The organism is Sphingobium limneticum (assembly GCF_008710155.1).
Lineage (GTDB): Bacteria > Pseudomonadota > Alphaproteobacteria > Sphingomonadales > Sphingomonadaceae > Sphingobium > Sphingobium limneticum.
The window spans coordinates 1-19,823 of the sequence record NZ_VYPZ01000002.1; the positions used below are offsets into that span (position 1 = coordinate 1).

A 19,823-nucleotide genomic window follows, 5' to 3' on the forward strand; every position below is an offset into this window, starting at 1 on the left:
GGCCTGAAATTACCGTGATCTGAGTCATCGCACCGTTCCTAGTATCGGTGCAAACACCGGCGCTTGCACCGGTGCCATCTCGAAATATCAGCCGATCACCGCAAGGCGGCCCTCACCGGAGCGATACCATCTAACGGCACAACACCGCGTCATATCTGCATGGAAGGAGGAGTCCCCTATGCGCGGCTCCTCGCAGACATAGATGCTATCGAGAACATGATTTCCGGCGGATGGCCCGTCCAACGCCTACTAGGTATCGAAGAGTCGTGGCTCAGAAGGAAACGAGCTCAGCAATACAATAAGCCCGACGCGGAAGGCGGCGGCCCACAGCCCTTCCGCCAAAACACACATCGTCGTTGTGCATCTTACGCTCTGATGCGTCAGCGGGTGTCTTGTTACCAAATTCTCATTGCCATGGCATCCCGCTTGTTTGAATCAAAGGATGACAGCGCGGTTTTTGTATCTACGCCAAACCCCGAACTTGGCAATGTGAGGCCCATCGATTTCGCTACCGATATCCCATCGCTCCAGCGATGCATCGACCTGATGCCTAGAGACCCCAAGCTCACCAGCCTCAAAGGAACAACCTACAAAAGGATCTGGTAGCTGACATACGGCATCTGAAATAATTGACCTGTCACGCTGCTCTTTGATCGAACACAGAGAAAAGGCCAGGCTCCCGAGACACCTTGATCTCGTCATCCCAAGCGAACGTCTTCACCGACCGTCGCAACGCCCCATCCTTGCCAGTGATAATCACATCCTGCGCCTTGCGTAGTTCGGCCAGCGCTGCATCCACGATCTCACCGATTACCGGCGCCTCGTTGCAATGGGATGCGAACAGTTCTTTCTTGGTCAGCGGCCCCTTCCCGGCAACAGCCCGTGCGTGAAGCATCCTGGCGAGTTGGTCGACAACGGCGTTCTCCGACCTCGTTCGCGCGTTGTCGTTGAAGCCGAAGTCCAGCATATCCTTCCGCACATCCTCGCTTGGATTAAAGCCAAGCGAGTTAAAGCCCGCCCGACCGAAATGCTCGAACGTGTTTTCCATTCCCCAGTGGATCTTGCCCATTTCTTCTCGAGCCGAATGGTGCTTCGACAGGTGCAGGAGCCAGTAATCCCGATTAGATCCACCTTCGGGGTGGATGAAAAACGGCGTGTAATAATCGGCACCAGTGTTCCGCTGGATATGCTCGTAGAGCGTGTTTTGGATGAAGCGCTTCCAACCCCGCATCTGCTTCATTTGCAGCATGTCCTGGACATCACTACGACCGAGATCAACCGCCGCTAAGCCTGCGGTGTCGATCATCCTGTCGTTCAGCAGATTTACCAGATGGTCTACCATGAAGGTCAGCACCACTTCCGGGTTCTGAAGGGCTGCCATGATCTTGCGGATTGTAGCGAATGTGACTGAACTCCATCCGTATTGATCCAGGAAGAACAAGGATCGATGCGCCCGCCCTCTTGCCTGGATGCGTGCGATCACATCCCCAGCTACCTCTTCAAACTTCGACGTGATGATATGGATGTCCCGCCCGATCCGAGAGCCGTGGCCCTCGCTTTCCAGAAGATCCCGTAGAAAATCGATATGGTTACGATTCGCATCGACGAAGACAAAGTCGACATTGATCGCAATGCCACGTGTCCGTGCCGCTGCAACCTCAGCCCGAACCCGGTCCACTGCAGCCAACATTCGAAGTGGAGACCCATCAACCTGACCGCCATCAAGCGTATAGCGACCGCCACCGCAGAACCCATCAACGATAGTGAGGTTGAGAGCACGGGTGCGATGACTCTTCGTCAATGTACGAATGTACGCCCCAACATAGGCATCGAATATCTCATGCTTTGCCGCACTGTGGCGACCGAGTTCGGGCAGACTACCGCCCACGATCCAATCGTAACCCAGATTACCTGCCATGGACTGATGCCTCGCTGGCGCCCTGCCGCCATAGACAAGTTATGAGTAATACTTACAGCAACTGTCTATCCCCTTCTCATTCATTTTGCTCATATTTTCCAGTTTTGGCACCGAAACTCGTTGCCCCACGATTCGCGATATGCCAAGATTCATGGTACGTTCTAGGGGCGCGTTACTATGGCCGACGGCAGTGCAATCGAGTGGACAGATGCGACGTGGAATCCGGTGACGGGTTGTACGAAGATTACTGCCGGCTGCGACAATTGCTATGCCGCCCGCTTCTCTGAACGGTGGCGCGGCATCCCAGGTCATCCTTTCGAACATGGCTTCGACCTCACCCTTCGGCCTGAACGGCTAGCGCAACCGCTCGCTTGGAAGCGGTCCCGGATGATCTTCGTCAATTCGATGAGCGACCTATTCCACAAGGAGGTGCCCCGCACCTTCATCGATCAGGTCTTCGATACGATGGAAAAGGCGGATTGGCACGTCTTCCAAGTGTTGACGAAACGTAGTTCGCTGATGCGCAGCTATCTCAAGCGGCGCTACCGTGATGCCACACCACCGGCTCACATTTGGCTCGGTGTGTCGGTCGAAGACAGCAAATCCAGCGCTCGTATTACGCATCTGCGAGATGCACCTGCTGGCGTCCGCTTCCTTTCCGTAGAACCGCTGATCGGTTCAGTCGGAAAAGTTGATCTCACGGGCATTCACTGGGTTATTGCGGGCGGCGAAAGTGGGCCGGGCGCGCGGCCGATGGCAATCGAATGGGCGCGTGAAATTCGCGACCTATGCGCCGAACAAGGCGTCGCGTTCTTCTTCAAACAATGGGGCGGCATCCGGCCAAAGACCGGCGGCCGTGATCTCGACGGGCGCGAATGGAACGAGCTGCCGGTTCCCGTAGCCTCGCGCGCCGCTTAACAACGGGCATATCCCCACCAGACAAGATCAACGGTGCCGCTGAGGCCTAACCGAGACAAACCCGACATGGCCGATGTGGAAAGAGCTGAACATACCTTTGGTGGCGGCTGGACCGAGATCAAACTCAACGCCGTTTCCGATTACCTTAACTTTTACACCCGGGCGCTTCAATCGAGCCCATCTCCGACCAACCCGTTTGAAACATGGTACATCGATGCATTCGCCGGGACAGGTGACCGCACCATCGAAAGCAAGTCGGTTGGGCTTTTTAGCCCAGAACCAGGCGTCATGGAGCGCGTCCGTCTGGAGGGATCTGCACGTCGTGCGATAGCCATTGATCCGCCCTTCCGGCACTTCGTATTCATCGAGAAGGATCCGCAGCGCTTCGCCGCCCTTGAGCGGGTGAAATCCGACTTCCCGAACCGCGACATCCGATGCGTCCCTGGGGATGCCAACGACGAACTGCGCAAGGTTTTCTCCAATGGCCCTTGGACGCAGCCGGGCCGGAGCGGACTTCAGCGCGCCGTCGTATTCCTCGACCCCTACGGCATGTCTGTTCGATGGGACACGCTAAGATACCTCGCCAACACTCAGCGTGCCGACGTATGGTATCTCTTTCCGCTTCACGCTGCTCTTCGGCAGTTGAGCCACGACCATGCGGCTCTCGACGCTGGAAAAAGGGCATCGCTGAATGAGGTTTTCGGCACCCCCGATTGGGAGCAGCACTTCTACAAGTACACCCCCAAGCCTTCGGACCTCTTCGACTTTGCGGCCACATCAACGCCCAACCGAAGTGCCGACCCTGACAAGGTAGAAAAATTCGCGGCCGAACGCCTACGGACCATCTTCAGTTTCGTGTCCGAGCCGATCCCGATCTTGACCCGACATAAGCTGCGCCAGTTCTCATTGTTCCTGCTCAGCGGAAACCCCAACGAACGGGCAGTGTCGCTGATCAAGAGGGGCGTCGCTGCTCAGATTAAAAAGTTTGGTGGACGAACCTTGCCTTCGTCCCGGTGACGACAAGCACCATCCCGCATCAGTCCAGCTAGCGTTTCGATGTCGTCTGCCTAAGGGCACTGAGTGAAGTCCGGCCAACTCAAGATCGAAACTTGGACAGAAATATCAAAATATGATGTTGAAATGGAATAATAATGACAAATGAGATTGCTACCTGGCGCGAGATCAGCGAAGCGTCACGCGCTCTCGCAAAGCGTTTCGATCGGGACAAATTCCTGAAAACAGTCTTCAAAGGCTGCATCAAAGTAGGGAAGAGCAAGAGCAACCCAATCCGTGGAAACTTCGTAGCAGCCGGCCTGCGCGAAGCGATCGGTCATATCATCCACAAACTGTCACCTGACGAAGATGTCCGCGCATGCGTCTGGTTCGTGCAAGCACCAGACACCGATACAGTGACGAGGAGGCAACGGGCGAATTACATCATCAAGGCCGGCCTTTCAGACCAATTCGTAAAGGACATACTGAAGTTCGAGGTGAACCGCACCGGGTCTGCCGGAGGCATTGGGTTGTGAGTCACGCTGCCATATCGATGTTGGCCGCGGCAGCATAATATTGTTCTTCGGCTTCGGCAGGAGGGATGTTGCCGATGGACTCCAGCAGCCGACGATGGTTGAACCAGTCGACCCATTCGAGCGTGGCATATTCGACTGCTTCGAAGCTGCGCCATGGTCCACGCCTGTGGATCACCTCAGCCTTGTAAAGGCCATTGATCGTCTCGGCCAAAGCGTTGTCATAGCTATCGCCGACGCTGCCGACTGAGGGTTCTATCCCGGCTTCGGCGAGACGCTCGGTGTACTTGATGGAGACGTATTGCGACCCGCGATCGCTATGATGGATGAGGCCGCCCCGATGGGCCGGCCGACGATCGTGAAGCGCCTGTTCCAGAGCATCGAGCACGAAGCTGGCATGGGCCGTTCTGCTGGCCCGCCAACCTACAATCCGCCGAGCATAGGTATCGATGACGAAGGCAACGTAGACGAACCCCGCCCAGGTCGCGACGTAGGTGAAGTCCGACACCCACAGCATGTTCGGCGCTGGCGCGTAGAACTTGCGGTTGACGTGATCGAGAGGGCATGGCGCCGCCTTGTCACTGATAGTTGTGCGCACCGGCTTGCCCCGGATCACCCCTGCCAAGCCCATCTCCCGCATCAACCGCGCGACTGTGCAGCGGGCGACCGGAAAGCCTTCCCGCATCATCTGCCGCCAGACCTTGCGCACGCCGTAGACCGCGAAGTTCTCGGCGAATACGCGCGCGACCTCGGGCTTCAGGGCGACGTCCCGCTGCGCCCGCGCCGACAGGCGTGTCGGATCCTGCCGCTTTGCGACGCGCTCGTGGTAAGTGGATGGGGCGATCGGCAGGACACGGCAGATCGGCTCGACCCCATAGGCATCGCGGTGATCGTCGATGAAGGCGATCATCGCCGGAACGGGCGGTCGAGCTCCGCCTGGGCAAAATATGCCGATGCCTTGCGCAGGATCTCATTGGCCTGTCGCAGCTCGCGGACCTCGCGCTCCAGTGCCTTCATCTTGTCGGCTACCTCGGTCGGGACGCCCGCGCGCTTGCCGCTGTCGACCTCAGCCTTCTTCACCCACTCATGCAGCGTCTGCGGAACGCAGCCGATCTTCTCCGCAATCGAAACCACCGCTGCCCAGCGAGAGGGGTAATCACGTTCGTGATCGATCACCATACGCACCGCGCGCTCGCGGACTTCCGGCGCAAACTTGTTCGTTGTCTTGCTCATACAGGCTCCACCTTCTCAGGAGTTGGAGCCTCCGGCAAACCCGGGGCGGTTCAAGGTGAAGCCCCATGCCGACGAATTGATTGAAATGGTGAATGCGCTAAACCGCTCTACACATGTCCGCCCAAACACCATCCTAGCCGACGGTTCAAAAATCAGGCGGATTTTCAGCGAAGTTCTCGACGGAATCAACGCCCTACTGGATGCGGCTGAAGAGAGCCGGGACTTTATCGAAGAGGCAGTCGCAGGAGCGATGCAGACCGCCGTGTTCGAGAAGATGATTGGGGAAGCAATCCAGGAGCTCGATGAGCTGTCTACCCACACCGCAATTGACCATCACTGGGTCGACGAAATCGTGGTCACCGACATGGATGCCAACACGATCTACTACGAGGTGACCGGATCCGTTGTGGTCGAACTGCAATATGGCTCAGGATCTGATGTTGCGAACGATATCGGCTCCCGCGACACTGACGAATATCCTTATGAGGCAGAAATCGAACTTCCCATCAGCGACCCGCTGACGGTGACCGCGTCAGACGTGCGAGTAAAAGTCGACACAAGCAGCTTCTACAAATGACGCTCAGCATCAAAGGGCGACTATCACCGCCATGATATCCGCGCACTCCCGACGGACATAACCAGCCAAACTCTGATTATGTCCGTCGGGAAGGCCTGCGCTTTTAGAGCCAGCGAACCCGGCCGGTCGACAGTTCGTACACGGCGCCCACGACCTTCAACTCGCCACGCTCCTGCGGTTCGATCAGCATCGGCTCTGAGAACTTCTGCAGGCGTTCGACCATACGCCGGACGTTTTCCTCGACCGCGGTATCGACCAGCTTGTCTTCGCCGACATTGCGCTGAGCTGCCAAGACGGCCGGTACGATCGGCTCGATCATACGAGCAATGCTACCCGGAAACCGTGTATCCTTCGTCACGACGTCGGCTGCAGCCGCAACGGCGCCGCACTTCTCATGCCCCAACACGACGATGAGCGGCACCTTCAGCACGGCCACCGAATATTCGATGGACCCCATGCCGGCGGTGTCCACGTTGTTACCGGCAGTCCGGACAATGAACAGTTCGCCGAGGCCGGCGCCAAACAGCTGTTCTGGGCCAACGCGAGAGTCCGAACAGCCCACCAGCGTCGCGAACGGCTGCTGACCTTCTGCGAGCGCCAGTCGCCGCTCGCGTGACAAGTCGGCCGGCACCGGCGCATCGGCCACGAATGCCTCATTGCCGTCGACCAGACGCTGCAGGGCCTCGTCCGGGGTCGGTTGCGTGCTGATTACGCTTGCTGTTGCCACTTCATACTCCTTTAAATGAATGGGCGCGCAAGGCAGATAGGAACCGCCTGTCGCCGGCGCCCAACTCGATCGTAACGATTGATTTCCGCCCCTTTACGGCCTGTTGAAGGGTGTAACGGCTACGTCCGGCCTTTGATCCCCTACTCTACCACTGCGTTCCCGCCACAGGAGGAAGTGGCCCAGGCCCCTTCCGCCCTAGGGACTCCAGAAGATCGATCTCGATCGTCCGACACATCGTCGATAGCGGCACGTCATGGACGGTGTTGGCAAACGGGTCCGTCAGATCCTGCCCGATCCGCAACGCAGCCAGGAAGATCATCCCGATCAGGGTCGATCCGATCGGTGTGTAGAGATCCAACGTCTCCACCAACGAGATCGGCAACAGCACGCAGAACAGCCGCGTGAAGAAGTTCGGCATGAACTCAAAGCCATTGGGCAGCGGCGTATTCTTGATGCGCTCCATGCCCCCTTGGGCATTGGCGATATCGATCATCACTCGTTCGAACAGGGACTGCTGGATGGTGTCGATCTTCCCGTCAGTCCGCGCTCCAGACACGATCCGAGACATGTCCTCGAGCAACGCATTGGGGCGGTTCGTACGCTCGGCAGCCACTTCGGCGGCCTCCTTGCCCGCCAGCCGCTTAATATCCTCTGTCGGATCCTGCCCCCGCAGCCGGCACCGCATCGCGTGCGCGAAAGAGATCTGCCGCAGCACAATAGCTTCCGCTTCCGGGCCAGCCGGCAATACATTGCGACACAAACGGGCCATGCTGCGCGAGGCGTTGATCAAAGCGCCCCATAAGGTGCGCGCCTCCCACCAGCGGGCGTAAGCGGCGTTCGTCCTGAAGCCGAGAAACAAAGCTATGGCCGTGCCGAACAGCGCGACTGGCAGCGCAGGCTCCTTGATTGGCATGAACCGGTGGAAGATGGTGACTGCCACATCCCAGGCAAACAGGATGGTCAGTGGCTTCCAGATTTCGAGTATGATCTGCTGCAGGCGGGGACGCGCTCCGACGATCATCGCGGTGCTCCATTATCTATGATGTGAGAGGCGTAGCGCCCAATTCTTAAAATCAGGGGGCCACCAAGGATTCAGGCTGACGAGCGCCTGTTCGGTTCAGGATGTCGAAGTTGCCCTCGGCAAAGAAGCCAACATGCACCGGCCCAGGCGATAGGTTGTTCCAAGACCATTCGTACAGGCTGCCATGCTGCGGACGTAACTCCCCCCGCTGAATGCCCGAAGCAATCGTATCGGCAAGAATGGACCCTTGGTGCCCATCTTCCAGGCGAAGGCGATAGCGGACCTTCGCGCCGCGGCTCTCGCTTACGAACCGTACGGTCCCCTCCCCGGCCACATAGGCTGCTACGCGCTGCGTTTCGCCCGGCTGGATCGTAAAATGCACACGCTTCGTGGCGGGAGGATCATTAAGTGGTGCGTGCAGTACGCCGGACATCGCCCACACTCCCACCACAGCGAGAGCGACGCATATCAGTATGCCTGTCCCGACGAAGATGGCGTCGAATCTTCCGATCCTCACGTCGCTTCTCGATGGTGGTCCGCGTCCTGCTTAGACACGGACCGGATCTCGATACGCCAGAAGCCGCAGCGCGTTGATAACCACCAACAGCGTCGATCCTTCGTGAAGGGCGACAGCCGGTCCGATACCAAGACCCAGGATGGTCGCCGGAACGAGGAAGGCGACGACACCCAGGCTGACGAACACATTCTGCCGGATAACCCAGCGCGTGCTCCGGCTGAGACCGACAGCGAACGGCAGATGCGACAGGTTGTCTGCCATCAGCGCCACGTCGGCGGTTTCCAGCGCGACATCCGAGCCGGCTGCGCCCATCGCAATCCCGACGGTCGCTGTCGCCATGGCGGGCGCATCGTTCACGCCATCACCGACCATCGCGACCTTTGTCTCGGCCCTCAGCTTCTTGATGGCCTCGACCTTGTCTTCGGGCATAAGATCGCCCCAGGCTTCATCGATCCCGACCTGCTTGCCTATGGCATCAGCCACCCGCTGGTGATCGCCCGAGATCATGATCATCCGCTTGATGCCGATCTCGCGCAGGCGTTCCAGCGCCGCGCGGGCTGCTTCGCGCGGCGTATCCAGAAGACCGATAGCCCCCATATCCCGGGAGCCGCTGCGCACGACCATGCTGGTCTGTCCTGCCTCCCGGAGCGTCTTGATCGCGGTATCCATCTCGCCGGACAGCGGGGCTATGCCGTCGCTGCCGAACATCTCGGCCTTGCCGATGAGAACTTCATCCTCACCGACAAGAGCCGAGATGCCGCGACCCGTGAGGCTCTTCAGATTTTCGGCCTCCGGAACTGGATGATCGCCAATATGCTCGCGCCCATCACGCGCAATTGCCTGGGCCAAGGGATGGTCGCTGAGGCTTTCTACAGCCACCGCCAGCGCCATCAGTTCTTCCTTGGTGACGCCAGGCGCCGGGATGATCTGCTGGATGCGTGGCTCGCCCATCGTCAGCGTGCCGGTCTTGTCGAACGCGATGGCATCGAGCGATCCCAGCAATTCGAGCGGCGCACCGCCCTTTACCAGGACGCCGCCCCGCGCGGCACGGGCGACACCCGACAGCACGGCGCTCGGCGTCGCGATGGCCAGCGCGCAGGGGCTGGCGGCCACAAGGACGGCCATCGCCCTATAGAAACTGTCGCGGAATGGCTCATCGACGACGACCCATGCGAATAGAAGCAGGAATGCCAAGACAAGAACGGCAGGCACGAAGAAGCGCTCGAAGCGATCAGTGAACCGCTGGGTCGGCGACTTCTGCGTCTCCGCCTCGCTGACCATCTTCACGACCTTGGCGAGCGTGCTCTCGTTCGATAGGCGCGTGACTTCGATCTCGATGAGGCCGCTGCCGTTGATCGTGCCGGCGAAGACCCTGCTGGCTGCAGCGACGCGATCAGGATTGGCCCGAGCAGAGTCCGCGCTTTCGACCGGCTCCTTGTCGACCGGGATGCTTTCGCCAGTGACAGGCGCTTGATTGACCGCAGAATTGCCCTTGATGACGAAGCCATCGGCGGCGATGCGCTCGTCCGGCTTGATGATGACGACATCACCAAGGACCAGTTCCTCGACCGGCACGACACTGGAGCCACCATCCATGCGCCGAACGGTGGCCGTTCGCGGCGCCAACTCGGCCAGAGCTTCGATCGCACGCTTGGCGCGGCCCATGGCGTAATGCTCGAGTGCATGCCCCAAACTGAAGAGAAACAGCAACAAGGCACCTTCGGCCCAAGCGCCTAGCGCCGCCGCACCAGCGGCTGCCACCAGCATCAGTGTATCGATCTCGAAGCGCTTCTGGCGCAGATTTTCGATAGCCTCACGCACGGTGTAGAAGCCGCCGAACACATAAGCCGCGATGAAGAGAGCGAACGGCACCCAGGCGGGGGCCGTCACGAACGTCTCGATGAGGTAGCCCACCCCCAGCGCGCCGCCGCAGGCAAGAGCGAAGATCAGCTCGGTGTTGGGCCCAAGCAGTCCGCCATGCCCATGATCGTGGTCGTGCTTCTCGACAGCCGGGTGATCGTGATCCTTGTCGTGGTCGTGCGCCACGGGCTTCTTTCCGGAAGCCGCGAGTGCCTTGGGTGTTACACCGGCATCGCGAAGCCCCGTGAGAATGCCATCCTCCGACGTGATCGTGCGATCAAACTCAACCCGCACCGTCCCGGGAAGAATGGCCTCGGCTTCGAGCACGCCTGGCAGCGCGCGAAGCGTTTCGCCAATAGACCTGGCACGCCTTTGATGGCCAATGCCGTCGACCTCCCACACCGCATGGCCGATGCGCTCTGCGATCTGCGTCCCCGCCGCCTTCGCCAGCTCCCGGATACGAGGAAGAGAGATCGCGTCCGGATCATAGTGGATGCACAGCTGCGGCAGTGTGCCGGCTGGTTCCTTCGTGACATGCACTTCAGAAACACCGGGACGGCTTTCGATCAAGGATATCAGGCGCGAAACGCAGCCATCAGCCGTGTCGGTGACTTCGGGGAGCAGCAGGGGGACATCAAGGCGGAGTTTTTGAATCATGACCATCATCCTGGTTGGGACACGCTATCTTCGGTAAAAACAGTTGCCATCAGGGTGGATGCAGGCGTCCCTGCTTGCTGATCGTCCGGGTTCTCCTGCAGATCAGCGGTTTTTGATCGGCGCGTACTAGCTTCAACGTGTCGACGCCGGTCAGGCTGACATTGAGCTTATCGCCGACATAGGTCAGGCCCGTGTCGGGCGCAGTCAGACGGATCGGCTTCTGGTTCGGCAGGATCGCCAGATCGAGGGTCAGCCCATCGACCAGGAAATCGCCGTCCAGCTGCGTTCCATCCTCACATGCGTAGAGATGCTCCCCAACGAGCGTGGGAATGGAATTGCGATCATGACGGCTTTCATCGCCGCCACCATTCTGCTGACATCCCATCAGGCTGAGCATCAGGCCTCCTACGGTCAGGGAGAGACGGCTCAAACGATATTGTTTCAGGCGCATGTTGTTTCCCGGATCAGGAGGAAGAAACTGTCGTCATGGGCGGCGAGGGATGCCGCCCATGACGCGGGCCGTTCTCGCACACAGGGGGTAGGTGCGGCGGCCAAGCTGGTTGTCAGTCGAAGAGATCGCGCAGGAAGCCCTTGCGACGACCATGGTGGCCGCCCCGAGATCCGTGGCTGTCGCCACGATCGCTTCCATGCTTTGAGCCGAACACACCAAGCGTGCCTTCACGCCGTTCGGTCGGCTGAGTTTCGCTGATGCTGCGTTCGATGATCTTGTCGAGTTCACCGCGGTCGAGCCAGACGCCACGACATTGAGGGCAATAGTCGATCTCGATGCCCTGCCGCTCGCTCATGAGCAGGTCGACCTTGCAGACCGGACAGGGAAGTCCTTGCGGAGAAGTACGAGTTGTCATTTCAGGCCTCCTTGATTTCTGGGCGGCCCTTGGCCTCCCGAATTTCGCTACGAGCATCCTTCAGGATCTCGACCCCGCCCTTGATGGCGATCAGCGCAGTGGCGACGCCGACGAGAAGATCCGGCCAGTTTGTGCCGAGCCACCAAACCAGCACGCCGGCGATCAAAATGCCGCCATTCGAAATGAAGTCGTTGAAGCTAAAGGTTGTAGCTGCGCGCATGTTGACGTCGGGCTGCTCAAGCCGTTGCAGCAGCCTTAGGCAGATGAAGTTTACGATGGCTGCCACAGCCGACATCGCCATCATGGCCGTGCCAATGGGCTCGCTGCCGTAGACATATCGACGACCGACGTCGATGAGGATGCCGACTGCGAAGACCAGCAGCATGGAGCCTGAGAACATTGCCGCTCGGCTCTTCCACGTGACGCCTCGGCTCAGGGCTACAAGGCTCAGCGCATAAACGAGCGCATCCGACAGATTGTCGACGCCATTGGCGATGAGAGCGCTGGAATCTCCAGTAAAGCCAACGATGAAGAAGGCTGCAGATATGAGGACGTTGAGGATCAGCACGATCCAGAGCGTGTTACGCTCCAAGCGCTGATTGACGCCGCTCGTTGCTTCATCCATCGCTCTTCCCCCTGCCCTTGATCACGCTGAGCGAGCGCCGCTTGTGGCGATTGGCTGGAGAGACTGCGCGGATCGTGCGCTTCACCGCCGCCATGAAACTCGCATCCTGCGTTCTCATTTGACGGCGAAGGCCTGTGGCTAGCGGGCGTGCCAACAATCCAAGGATGCCCTTGCATTCGAAGCTGTGCCGGACATGCAGACCGGTTTCATCCTCATAAATTTCATACCCCTCTTCGATGCTGAAAAGCGGCAATGTGGCTGCTCTCCAGCGGATGATATCGGGCTTATCATTGGCTACAATTCTGGCTTCCAGCGATGCCTGCTTGCCCATCAGCGTCCAGGTCATGTCGATCTTGTTCCCAAGTTCGACGACCCCCGCGCCAAAGCGATAGTGGGGATGCCATGCTTCATAGCGATTGAGGTCGGCCAACAGCGTCCACGCCCGCAAACGCGAGATCTGAGGACTGAATATGGTTTCCTCTCTCATCGGTCTGATCCTTTCCTTCGATCAGGAAGAGGCGGGAGGGCAGTTGCTGCCCTCCCGTCACATCAGTGCTGCGGTTGAACAGACGGGGAGACCTCGATCTCTGGATCATCCTCCTCGACCATCGTCGTGCGGCCGTATCGCGCATAGAGCGTCGGCAGGACGAACAGGGTCAGGAGCGTCGCGGAGATCAGGCCGCCGATTACGACCGTCGCCAGCGGCTTCTGGACTTCGGCGCCAGCACCACTGCCCAGGGCCATCGGCACGAAGCCAAGGCTCGCAACCAGCGCCGTCATGACCACCGGCCTCAGACGCTGAAGCGCGCCCACCCGAGCGGCTTCGGCGCGCTCCATGCCGGTTCGCATGAGATCCTGAATGGAGGACACCATGACGAGGCCGTTCAAGACCGCGATGCCGGACAGCGCAATGAACCCGACCGCTGCGGAGATGGAGAAGTCCATGCCCCGCAAGAAGAGGGCCAGCACGCCACCCACCAGAGCGAGCGGAACGCCGGTGAACACGATCGCTGCATCACGGACCGACCCCAACGCTCCATAGAGGAGCAGCAGGATCAGGACAAAGCAGGCCGGGATCACCAGTTGCAGGCGTTCCTGAGCCGATGCCAGATTCTCGAACTGGCCACCCCATTCGAGATAGCTGCCTGGAGGAAGACGCACTTCCTTACCAATGGCAGCCTGCGCATCTGCGACCACGCCGCCAACGTCACGGCCACGCACGTTCGCCTGGACAACGACACGACGCTTGCCGTTTTCACGGCTGATCTGGTTTGGACCGTCGACGACGCGGATATCCGCAACGCTGGCCAGCGGAACAAACTGGCCGCTCGGGGTCGGCACCTGGACCTGACTGAGCAGCGAGATGTCACCACGCTGATCTTCGGAAAGACGGATCACCACCGGGAAACGGCGGTCGCCTTCGAAGATCATGCCCGACTGCTGGCCGCCCAGCGTTGCGTTCACGATGTCCTGCACGTCCTGAGCGGTAACGCCGAGGCGGGCCATGGCGTCGCGATTCACCCGAATGTCGAGCATCGGAAGGCCCGTGGTCTGCTCGACTTTCACGTCGGCAGCCCCCTGCGTGCGGCGCAGGACGCTGGCGATCTTCTCCGCCGTCGCGTTCATCGAGTTGAAGTCGTCCCCGAAGACCTTGACCGCAATATCACCGCGCACGCCGGCGATGAGCTCGTTGAAGCGCATCTGGATCGGCTGGGTGATCTCGTAGGCGTTGCCCGGGAATTTGGCGAGTTCCCCCTCGATCCGAGAGATGAGTTCCTCCTTCTTCAGGCTGGGGTCCGGCCATTCCTTCCGGTCCTTGAGGATGACGAACATATCAGTGGCGTTGGGCGGCATCGGGTCGGATGCCAGTTCGGCCGTACCGGTCTTGGAGAAGACGAACTTCACCTCCGGCTGCTTCGACATCATCTGCTCGATCGGCACCTGCATCGCCTGGCTCTGCTGCACCGACGTCGCCGGAATACGCAGGGCTTGGATCAACAGGTCGCCCTCATCGAGCTGCGGCAGGAAAACCTGTCCCAGCGACATGAAGGCCAGGATCGCGAGAACGAAACCACCGACACCAGCGCCGACAGTGACTACAGGCCGCTTCATCGCCCGGTCGAGACCGGGTTCGTAGCGGGCCTTGAGCCAGCTCATGATCCGTCCTTCCTTCTCTTCGATCCGCTTGGATAGCCACAGGGCGATCGCGGCGGGAACAAAGGTCAGGGAGAGGATGAAGGCGCAGACCAGCGCGATGATGACGGTAAGCGCCATCGGCACGAAGGTCTTGCCCTCGACACCGGTCAGGGTGAGGAGCGGCACATAAACGAGGATGATGATCGCCTGGCCATAGACCGACGGCTTGATCATCTCCCGGGCAGCAGAAGCGACCGTATCCAGCCGTTCCTTCACGGTGAGCAGACGCCCTTCGTGATGCTGATGCTCAGCCATGCGTCGCAGGGCATTTTCGACGATGATGACGGCGCCATCGACAATGAGGCCAAAGTCGAGCGCGCCAAGGCTCATGAGGTTCGCTGACACCCCGGCACGCAACATGCCAAAGCCGGTCAGCATCATGGTCACCGGGATGATGACGGCGGCGATCAGCGCGGCACGGAAGTTGCCGAGCAGCAGAAACAGCACCACGATGACAAGGACCGCGCCTTCGCCCAGATTCTTGGCGACCGTCTTGATGGTCGAGTTCACCAGCGCCGTACGGTTCAGCACAGGCTGGACGATTACGTCTGGCGGCAGTGAGGCGTTGATCTCCTCCAGCCGGTTGGCGACTGCGGTCGCGACGGTGCGGCTATTCTCGCCGATCCGCATGATGGCGGTGCCGACGACGACCTCAGTTCCGTTTTCGGACGCCGACCCCATGCGAATCGCCTGACCGGTACGAACAGATGCAACCTGACCAAGGGTGATGGGTACACCTTCCCGGGTGGCCACCACGATCTTGGAAAGTTCGTCGGCGTTACGGACAAGAGCGTCCGCACGGACTGCCAGACCTTCGCCATTGCGATTGACGAAGCCGCCACCGACGCTGTTGTTGTTGCGTTCGAGGGCTGTGCTGAGCTGCGTCAGCGTGATCCCCATCGAAGCCAGGCGCTGGACGTCGGGCACGACGAGGAACTGCTTGGCATAGCCGCCAATCGAATCGACGCCGGCCAAGCCCTGAGTGTTCTTCAGCAGCGGCGAAACGATCCAGTCCTGCGCGGTACGCAGGTAGGTCGCCTTGTCGGTGTCGTTCGTCAGCCGTTCGCCTTCCGGCGTGATGTAGCTGCCATCGGGCTGCATGCCGGGTTCACCCGGCTGGTGCTTGTCGTCCTTGCGATGCTCCAGACGGACGGTCCACATATAGACCTCGCCCAGACCGGTGGCGATCGGGCCCATTTCGGGCGTTACGCCATCGGGCAAGTTCTCGGACACGCCTGTCAGGCGCTCGCCGACCTGCTGGCGGGCGAAAAAGATATCCGTCTGATCGGAGAAGACCGCCGTCACCTGCGCGAAACCATTGCGGCTAAGCGAACGGCTATATTCGAGGCCCGGAATGCCGGCGAGCGCAGTCTCGATCGGGAACGCCACCTGCTTTTCGACCAGTTCGGGCGAAAGCGCGGGCGCACGGACGTTGATCTGCACCTGATTGTTGGTGATGTCCGGCACTGCGTCGATAGGCAGGCGAGACAGGGCGGCGGCGCCGATCACGGCGGCAATGGCGGTCAGCAGCAGGACGAGCCAGCGCTTGTGAACCGCCCATGTTACGATTGGGGCGATCATCGGCTCAGTCCTCCGCGGCTTCGCTCTTGCCGAGTTCGGCCTTGAGCGTGAAGCTATTGACGGTGGCGATCTCCTCGGTGCCCTTCAGGCCCGACTTGATGATCACGCTGTCGCCGGCACTGTCGCCCAATTGGACGGCGGTTGCCTGGAACCCGGTCTTGGTCCGGACGAAGACGACCGACCGGCTCTCTTCCGTCTGCACGGCAGTCAGCGGCACACGGATCGCGCCATCGCCGCCGCTGCCGGTGAGCGCGACCGATGCCGTAACCGGCTCGCCGACGCGCCAGAGGCCATCACGATTGTCGAGAGTCGCGATGACGGGAACCAGTCGCGTATTGGCATCGAGCGCCGGCGACACGAACGTCACCTTCGCGGTCGCCTGTCGACCAGCTGCCTTGATATTCACCGTTGCGCCCGGACGCACCCGGCCCGCATCCTGCGGCTGCAGGTTGAGCGAAAGCGACACGCTCGAAAGGTTGGCGACGCGGAACAATTCAGCATCCGCCGCGACCGTCTGCCCCAGCACCACGCTGCGGCCGATAACCTGACCCGACATAGGCGCCACGATGCCGATGCGATTGAGGCCGCCGCCACCCGTGCCCGCAGCAGAAACCTGCTGCTGCGCCAGACGAAGGGCGATGCGGGCTTCGGTCGCTGCGGTGCGTGCAGCGATGAGATCCTGCTCAGGCGAGACGCGCTGCGAAAACAGACGCTGTTCGCGGGCGAGATTGCTGTTCGCCAGAGACAGCCGTGCGCGAGCAGCTTCGGTCTCGGCGTTGAGCGAGGCGGCCTCGCGGCTCTCGATCACGGCAAGCGTCTGGCCGCGACCGATCGACTGCCCAAGGTTACGGGTCAGCGAAACCACGCGGCCACCGATCGCGGCCGATACCACCTGCGTGCCCTGAGGGTCGCCATCGATGGTAGCGGGGAGCTCGATCGTGCCCGAGCCGCCCATCATCGGGCGCGCCGTCTGAATGCCAGCCGATGCGATCTGATCGGCCGAGAGCGTGATCTTGCCCTCTTCGGCTTTCTCCCCTGCCTTTGCTTCAGCAGCGGGTGCCGCGTCGTTGGACGGATTCTCCTCGGCACCGCTTCCGCAAGCGGCGAGCGCCAGCATCAGGGACAGGGGCAAGGCGGCGTAGATGATCTTCTTAGATGTCATGGATCAGTTCCCCTGTTCCGGCGCGGGCGCTGTCAGGCGCTCCAGCTGCGCGCGGGCATTCTGGTAAGAGGCGAGCGCGTCGATGGCCGCGAGGCGCGTCTGGGCGAGCGTACGTTCGGCATCGAGCAGATCGAGCTGGCCGAACTTGCCTTCGCGATAGCCGATGCGCGCAATACGAGCCGCTTCCTGAGCTGCCTCAAGGGCAGGACCAGTAGCCGTCTGTGCAGTGACTGCGGCATTCGATGCCGATGTCTGCGCGTCGGTGATGGCCTGCTCGACGTCGAGTGCCGTCATACGCTTCTGGGCTTCCACCTGATTGCGCTGCGCGCGAGCCTGCGCGACAGCCGCCTTGCCCGAATTGAAGATCGGGATAGGCATCGTGACCGTGAAGATCAGGGCCGTATCGTTGGTGGCTGACAGCCTGCGTAAACCGGGGCCAGCTTCGAGATTGGGGACTCGTTGAGAATTGGCGAGTCGGACATTGGCATCAGCTACGGCAAGGTCCGCGTCTGCGGCAGCCAGGGCCAGCGTACCTACCGCGCTCGGTGGGACTTCGGGACCGTAGCCACGTGGCAAGCGCTCCAACCAAGCCGTATCGAGCGGTCCGCCCATCGGTTGCCCAATCCGACGCTCGAGATTAGCGCGGCTGGCCTGTGCCAGCCGGATAGTCCGAACCAGTTCGGCATCGGCGTTGATCTTCGCGACATTGGCGCGCTGCTCCTCGATTGGAGAGGCCCGCCCGGCCTTTACCCGTACACTCGCAGCGTTCGCGGCGTCGCCGGCTATGCGCGCCTGATCGCGCGCCGTCTGGACACGCCGTTCGGCAGCAGCCGCTTCGATATACAGCTGCGTGACCTGCAGCCTGATGTCTGCCTGCGTGATCGCCGAGACTAGCAGCGCCTTGTCGGTCTGGGCATTAGCGACCGCGATGCGTGCGGACCGCTTGCCACCCAGTTCTATGGGAACAGCCATGCTGACCGTCGACTCGGCGCTACCAACGCCGCGATACGGTCCGCTTCCTGCGATATTCTCCACCTGCGTCTGCACGGTGGGATTGGGACGAAGACCAGCGACGGTACGTGCGGCGCGGGCCGCTTCGACATTGGCCTGCGCGGCTTCAGCCGCCGGGGCGCTGCCACCAGCGGCGGCAACCGCCTGATCAAGCGTATAGGGTGATGCCCCCGCTACCGCAGCGGGCATCTCCTGTGCCTGCGCCACAGCGACGCAGGACACGGCAGCCAATAAGGCTGCAATGGATCGGAACATGAATAGGAATCCTGAACACGAGTCATGGACGACCGGCGGCCTGAATTCAGGCGCAACGGTCCACTATGGCTCTGTCAGGCTATGGGTGGGCGTAGGTCGGGACCGATGGCCCAGCGCTTGGACGGGATCGGCGCAGGAATGAACGCAGGAGCGTTCACCGCGGAGGGGAGCACATCATCGCTGGCCGAAGCCGGCACAAACGCCGGAGCGCCCTGACAACCACCATGATGGTGCGGCATGCCCTTGTCGGCATCACCCTGCGTCTGGTCGGCATCGCCATCGCTATGCACGTAACCGGAGCATTCGATCGTGGGCGCCTGAGCGTTAGGAACTTCCTGAGCATGCACCATCGTCGTCGTCAGCATGGACAACGAAATCAGGCAGAGCAGGAAACGTCCCAAGCGGCGCATGACAGGCTACATAGTAGGCTTTCCGCAGAATGTCATCTGCAAAAGTAAAATCGCGGCATATTGGACTGTTTCTGAATGTTACATCAGATCATTGTGCCATGATAGCGCACTGATACACCATATCATCACGGATTAACTTTACCTAAACTATGATGCGATCGAATATACATCATGGCGCCGATAAGTATCATCCGAATAAATTTACATACCAGCCCAGACACAAGGCGCAATTTGCCAAAATAGCCAACCCCCGTCTTATGGGCATTACAGAACCATCGGAATAACACAGCACATCAGGCAGAGGCTTTGTGAGGCCGCTTCATCGGCAATGCCTACATGGACCTCAGAAGCGCTCCGTCATTCGTCATCATTGATATGATGCCGCTGAGCGCCGAACGTGTCCGCGATCTACCCCGGACCTCGCCGCGATCTTCGTGAATCTGATTTGTCGGCATGGCCGCCAGCGACACTTGTCCGCCAGCAGACCCCTTTGCCGCGCCCATAAAACAAGGATCGGAGCAGAAGTTGACAATGCCCCCCTTCCAGAGGAGCAGAAGTTGAAAATCAGCCGTGATCCTCTGATGACAAAAGCACCGGAAACTCTGGGGGGTCAGGAGCAGTCTTGCTGACAACCGACACAACTTGTCGGTTGTCAGTAAGACTGCTCCTTCAGTTCATTTTCGTGATCCTCTGGGATGCAAGAATGGCCGATTTCGAGCGCGCGCCCATCTTCGCCTTTCCGTACATACAGGGCCACGCCGTG

General features: G+C 60.3%; 18 protein-coding genes and 1 other annotated feature. Of the genes, 4 read left to right on the forward strand and 14 right to left on the reverse strand.

Annotation, left to right across the window (positions count from 1 at the left end; translation table 11 throughout):
• Positions 1 to 637 precede the first annotated feature (637 nt).
• Positions 638 to 1,918, reverse strand: a complete 1,281-nt coding sequence (locus F4U94_RS02475; protein ID WP_026109591.1) for a three-Cys-motif partner protein TcmP — start codon at positions 1,916 to 1,918, stop codon at positions 638 to 640.
• 177 nt (positions 1,919 to 2,095) lie between these two features.
• Here F4U94_RS02475 and F4U94_RS02480 point away from each other — a divergent pair, with 177 nt between their 5' ends.
• From F4U94_RS02480 to F4U94_RS02490, 3 genes are all read left to right on the forward strand, one after another.
• Positions 2,096 to 2,836: a DUF5131 family protein gene (locus F4U94_RS02480; protein WP_017503063.1), complete on the forward strand. Its 741-nt coding sequence runs from the start codon at positions 2,096 to 2,098 to the stop codon at positions 2,834 to 2,836.
• A 66-nt stretch (positions 2,837 to 2,902) separates the two neighbouring features.
• Positions 2,903 to 3,853, forward strand: a complete 951-nt coding sequence (gene tcmP, locus F4U94_RS02485) for a three-Cys-motif partner protein TcmP (RefSeq protein WP_017503062.1) — start codon at positions 2,903 to 2,905, stop codon at positions 3,851 to 3,853.
• 134 nt (positions 3,854 to 3,987) lie between these two features.
• The gene (locus F4U94_RS02490; protein WP_232015808.1) at positions 3,988 to 4,365 is read left to right on the forward strand and encodes a pPIWI-associating nuclease domain-containing protein; all 378 of its coding nucleotides are present in this window, start codon (positions 3,988 to 3,990) and stop codon (positions 4,363 to 4,365) included.
• A gap of 1 nt (position 4,366) precedes the next feature.
• Here F4U94_RS02490 and F4U94_RS02495 read toward each other — a convergent pair.
• A protein-coding gene (locus tag F4U94_RS02495) for an IS3 family transposase (protein WP_120249343.1) occupies positions 4,367 to 5,595 on the reverse strand; the annotation gives its coding sequence in 2 pieces (ribosomal slippage) (positions 4,367 to 5,307 and positions 5,307 to 5,595; 1,230 coding nt in all).
• Positions 5,198 to 5,314, reverse strand: a sequence feature (AL1L pseudoknot). (Overlaps the previous gene by 117 nt.)
• 55 nt (positions 5,596 to 5,650) lie before the next feature.
• Here F4U94_RS02495 and F4U94_RS02500 point away from each other — a divergent pair.
• A complete protein-coding gene (locus tag F4U94_RS02500; RefSeq protein ID WP_232015806.1) occupies positions 5,651 to 6,172 on the forward strand; it encodes a pPIWI-associating nuclease domain-containing protein in 522 nt (173 codons plus the stop codon).
• 103 nt (positions 6,173 to 6,275) lie between these two features.
• On the opposite strand, the gene F4U94_RS02505 is transcribed toward F4U94_RS02500, so the two are convergent.
• From F4U94_RS02505 to F4U94_RS02560, 12 genes are all read right to left on the reverse strand, one after another.
• Positions 6,276 to 6,899 carry a carbonic anhydrase gene (locus F4U94_RS02505; RefSeq protein WP_004210803.1) on the reverse strand — a complete coding sequence of 208 codons (624 nt, stop codon included), beginning with the start codon at positions 6,897 to 6,899 and terminating at the stop codon, positions 6,276 to 6,278.
• A gap of 145 nt (positions 6,900 to 7,044) precedes the next feature.
• Complete coding sequence (locus F4U94_RS02510; RefSeq protein WP_010338233.1) at positions 7,045 to 7,920, reverse strand: bestrophin family protein; 876 nt, start codon at positions 7,918 to 7,920, stop codon at positions 7,045 to 7,047.
• Positions 7,921 to 7,972: 52 nt separating this feature from the next.
• A complete protein-coding gene (locus F4U94_RS02515; protein ID WP_232015805.1) occupies positions 7,973 to 8,353 on the reverse strand; it encodes a hypothetical protein in 381 nt (126 codons plus the stop codon).
• 114 nt (positions 8,354 to 8,467) lie between these two features.
• Positions 8,468 to 10,954 (reverse strand): heavy metal translocating P-type ATPase, encoded by a 2,487-nt coding sequence (locus tag F4U94_RS02520; RefSeq protein WP_026109590.1) that lies wholly within the window; start codon positions 10,952 to 10,954, stop codon positions 8,468 to 8,470.
• Between the two features lie 49 nt (positions 10,955 to 11,003).
• Positions 11,004 to 11,405, reverse strand: coding sequence for a hypothetical protein (locus F4U94_RS02525; protein WP_232015803.1), 402 nt, complete (start codon positions 11,403 to 11,405; stop codon positions 11,004 to 11,006).
• Positions 11,406 to 11,517: 112 nt separating this feature from the next.
• The gene (locus tag F4U94_RS02530) at positions 11,518 to 11,760 is read right to left on the reverse strand and encodes a TFIIB-type zinc ribbon-containing protein (protein ID WP_010338229.1); all 243 of its coding nucleotides are present in this window, start codon (positions 11,758 to 11,760) and stop codon (positions 11,518 to 11,520) included.
• A 61-nt stretch (positions 11,761 to 11,821) separates the two neighbouring features.
• A complete protein-coding gene (locus tag F4U94_RS02535; RefSeq protein ID WP_010338228.1) occupies positions 11,822 to 12,445 on the reverse strand; it encodes a cation efflux transmembrane domain-containing protein in 624 nt (207 codons plus the stop codon).
• A complete protein-coding gene (locus tag F4U94_RS02540) occupies positions 12,438 to 12,932 on the reverse strand; it encodes an SRPBCC family protein (RefSeq protein ID WP_004210793.1) in 495 nt (164 codons plus the stop codon). Before F4U94_RS02540 ends, F4U94_RS02535 begins: the two co-directional genes overlap by 8 nt.
• A gap of 62 nt (positions 12,933 to 12,994) precedes the next feature.
• A complete protein-coding gene (locus tag F4U94_RS02545) occupies positions 12,995 to 16,222 on the reverse strand; it encodes an efflux RND transporter permease subunit (protein ID WP_120249342.1) in 3,228 nt (1,075 codons plus the stop codon).
• 4 nt (positions 16,223 to 16,226) lie between these two features.
• Positions 16,227 to 17,384 (reverse strand): efflux RND transporter periplasmic adaptor subunit, encoded by a 1,158-nt coding sequence (locus F4U94_RS02550; RefSeq protein ID WP_120249341.1) that lies wholly within the window; start codon positions 17,382 to 17,384, stop codon positions 16,227 to 16,229.
• Between the two features lie 3 nt (positions 17,385 to 17,387).
• Positions 17,388 to 18,650 carry a TolC family protein gene (locus F4U94_RS02555; RefSeq protein WP_120249340.1) on the reverse strand — a complete coding sequence of 421 codons (1,263 nt, stop codon included), beginning with the start codon at positions 18,648 to 18,650 and terminating at the stop codon, positions 17,388 to 17,390.
• Between the two features lie 74 nt (positions 18,651 to 18,724).
• Entirely contained in the window at positions 18,725 to 19,060 is a 336-nt protein-coding gene (locus F4U94_RS02560) for a hypothetical protein (protein WP_120249339.1), read from the reverse strand.
• Positions 19,061 to 19,823: the final 763 nt, after the last annotated feature.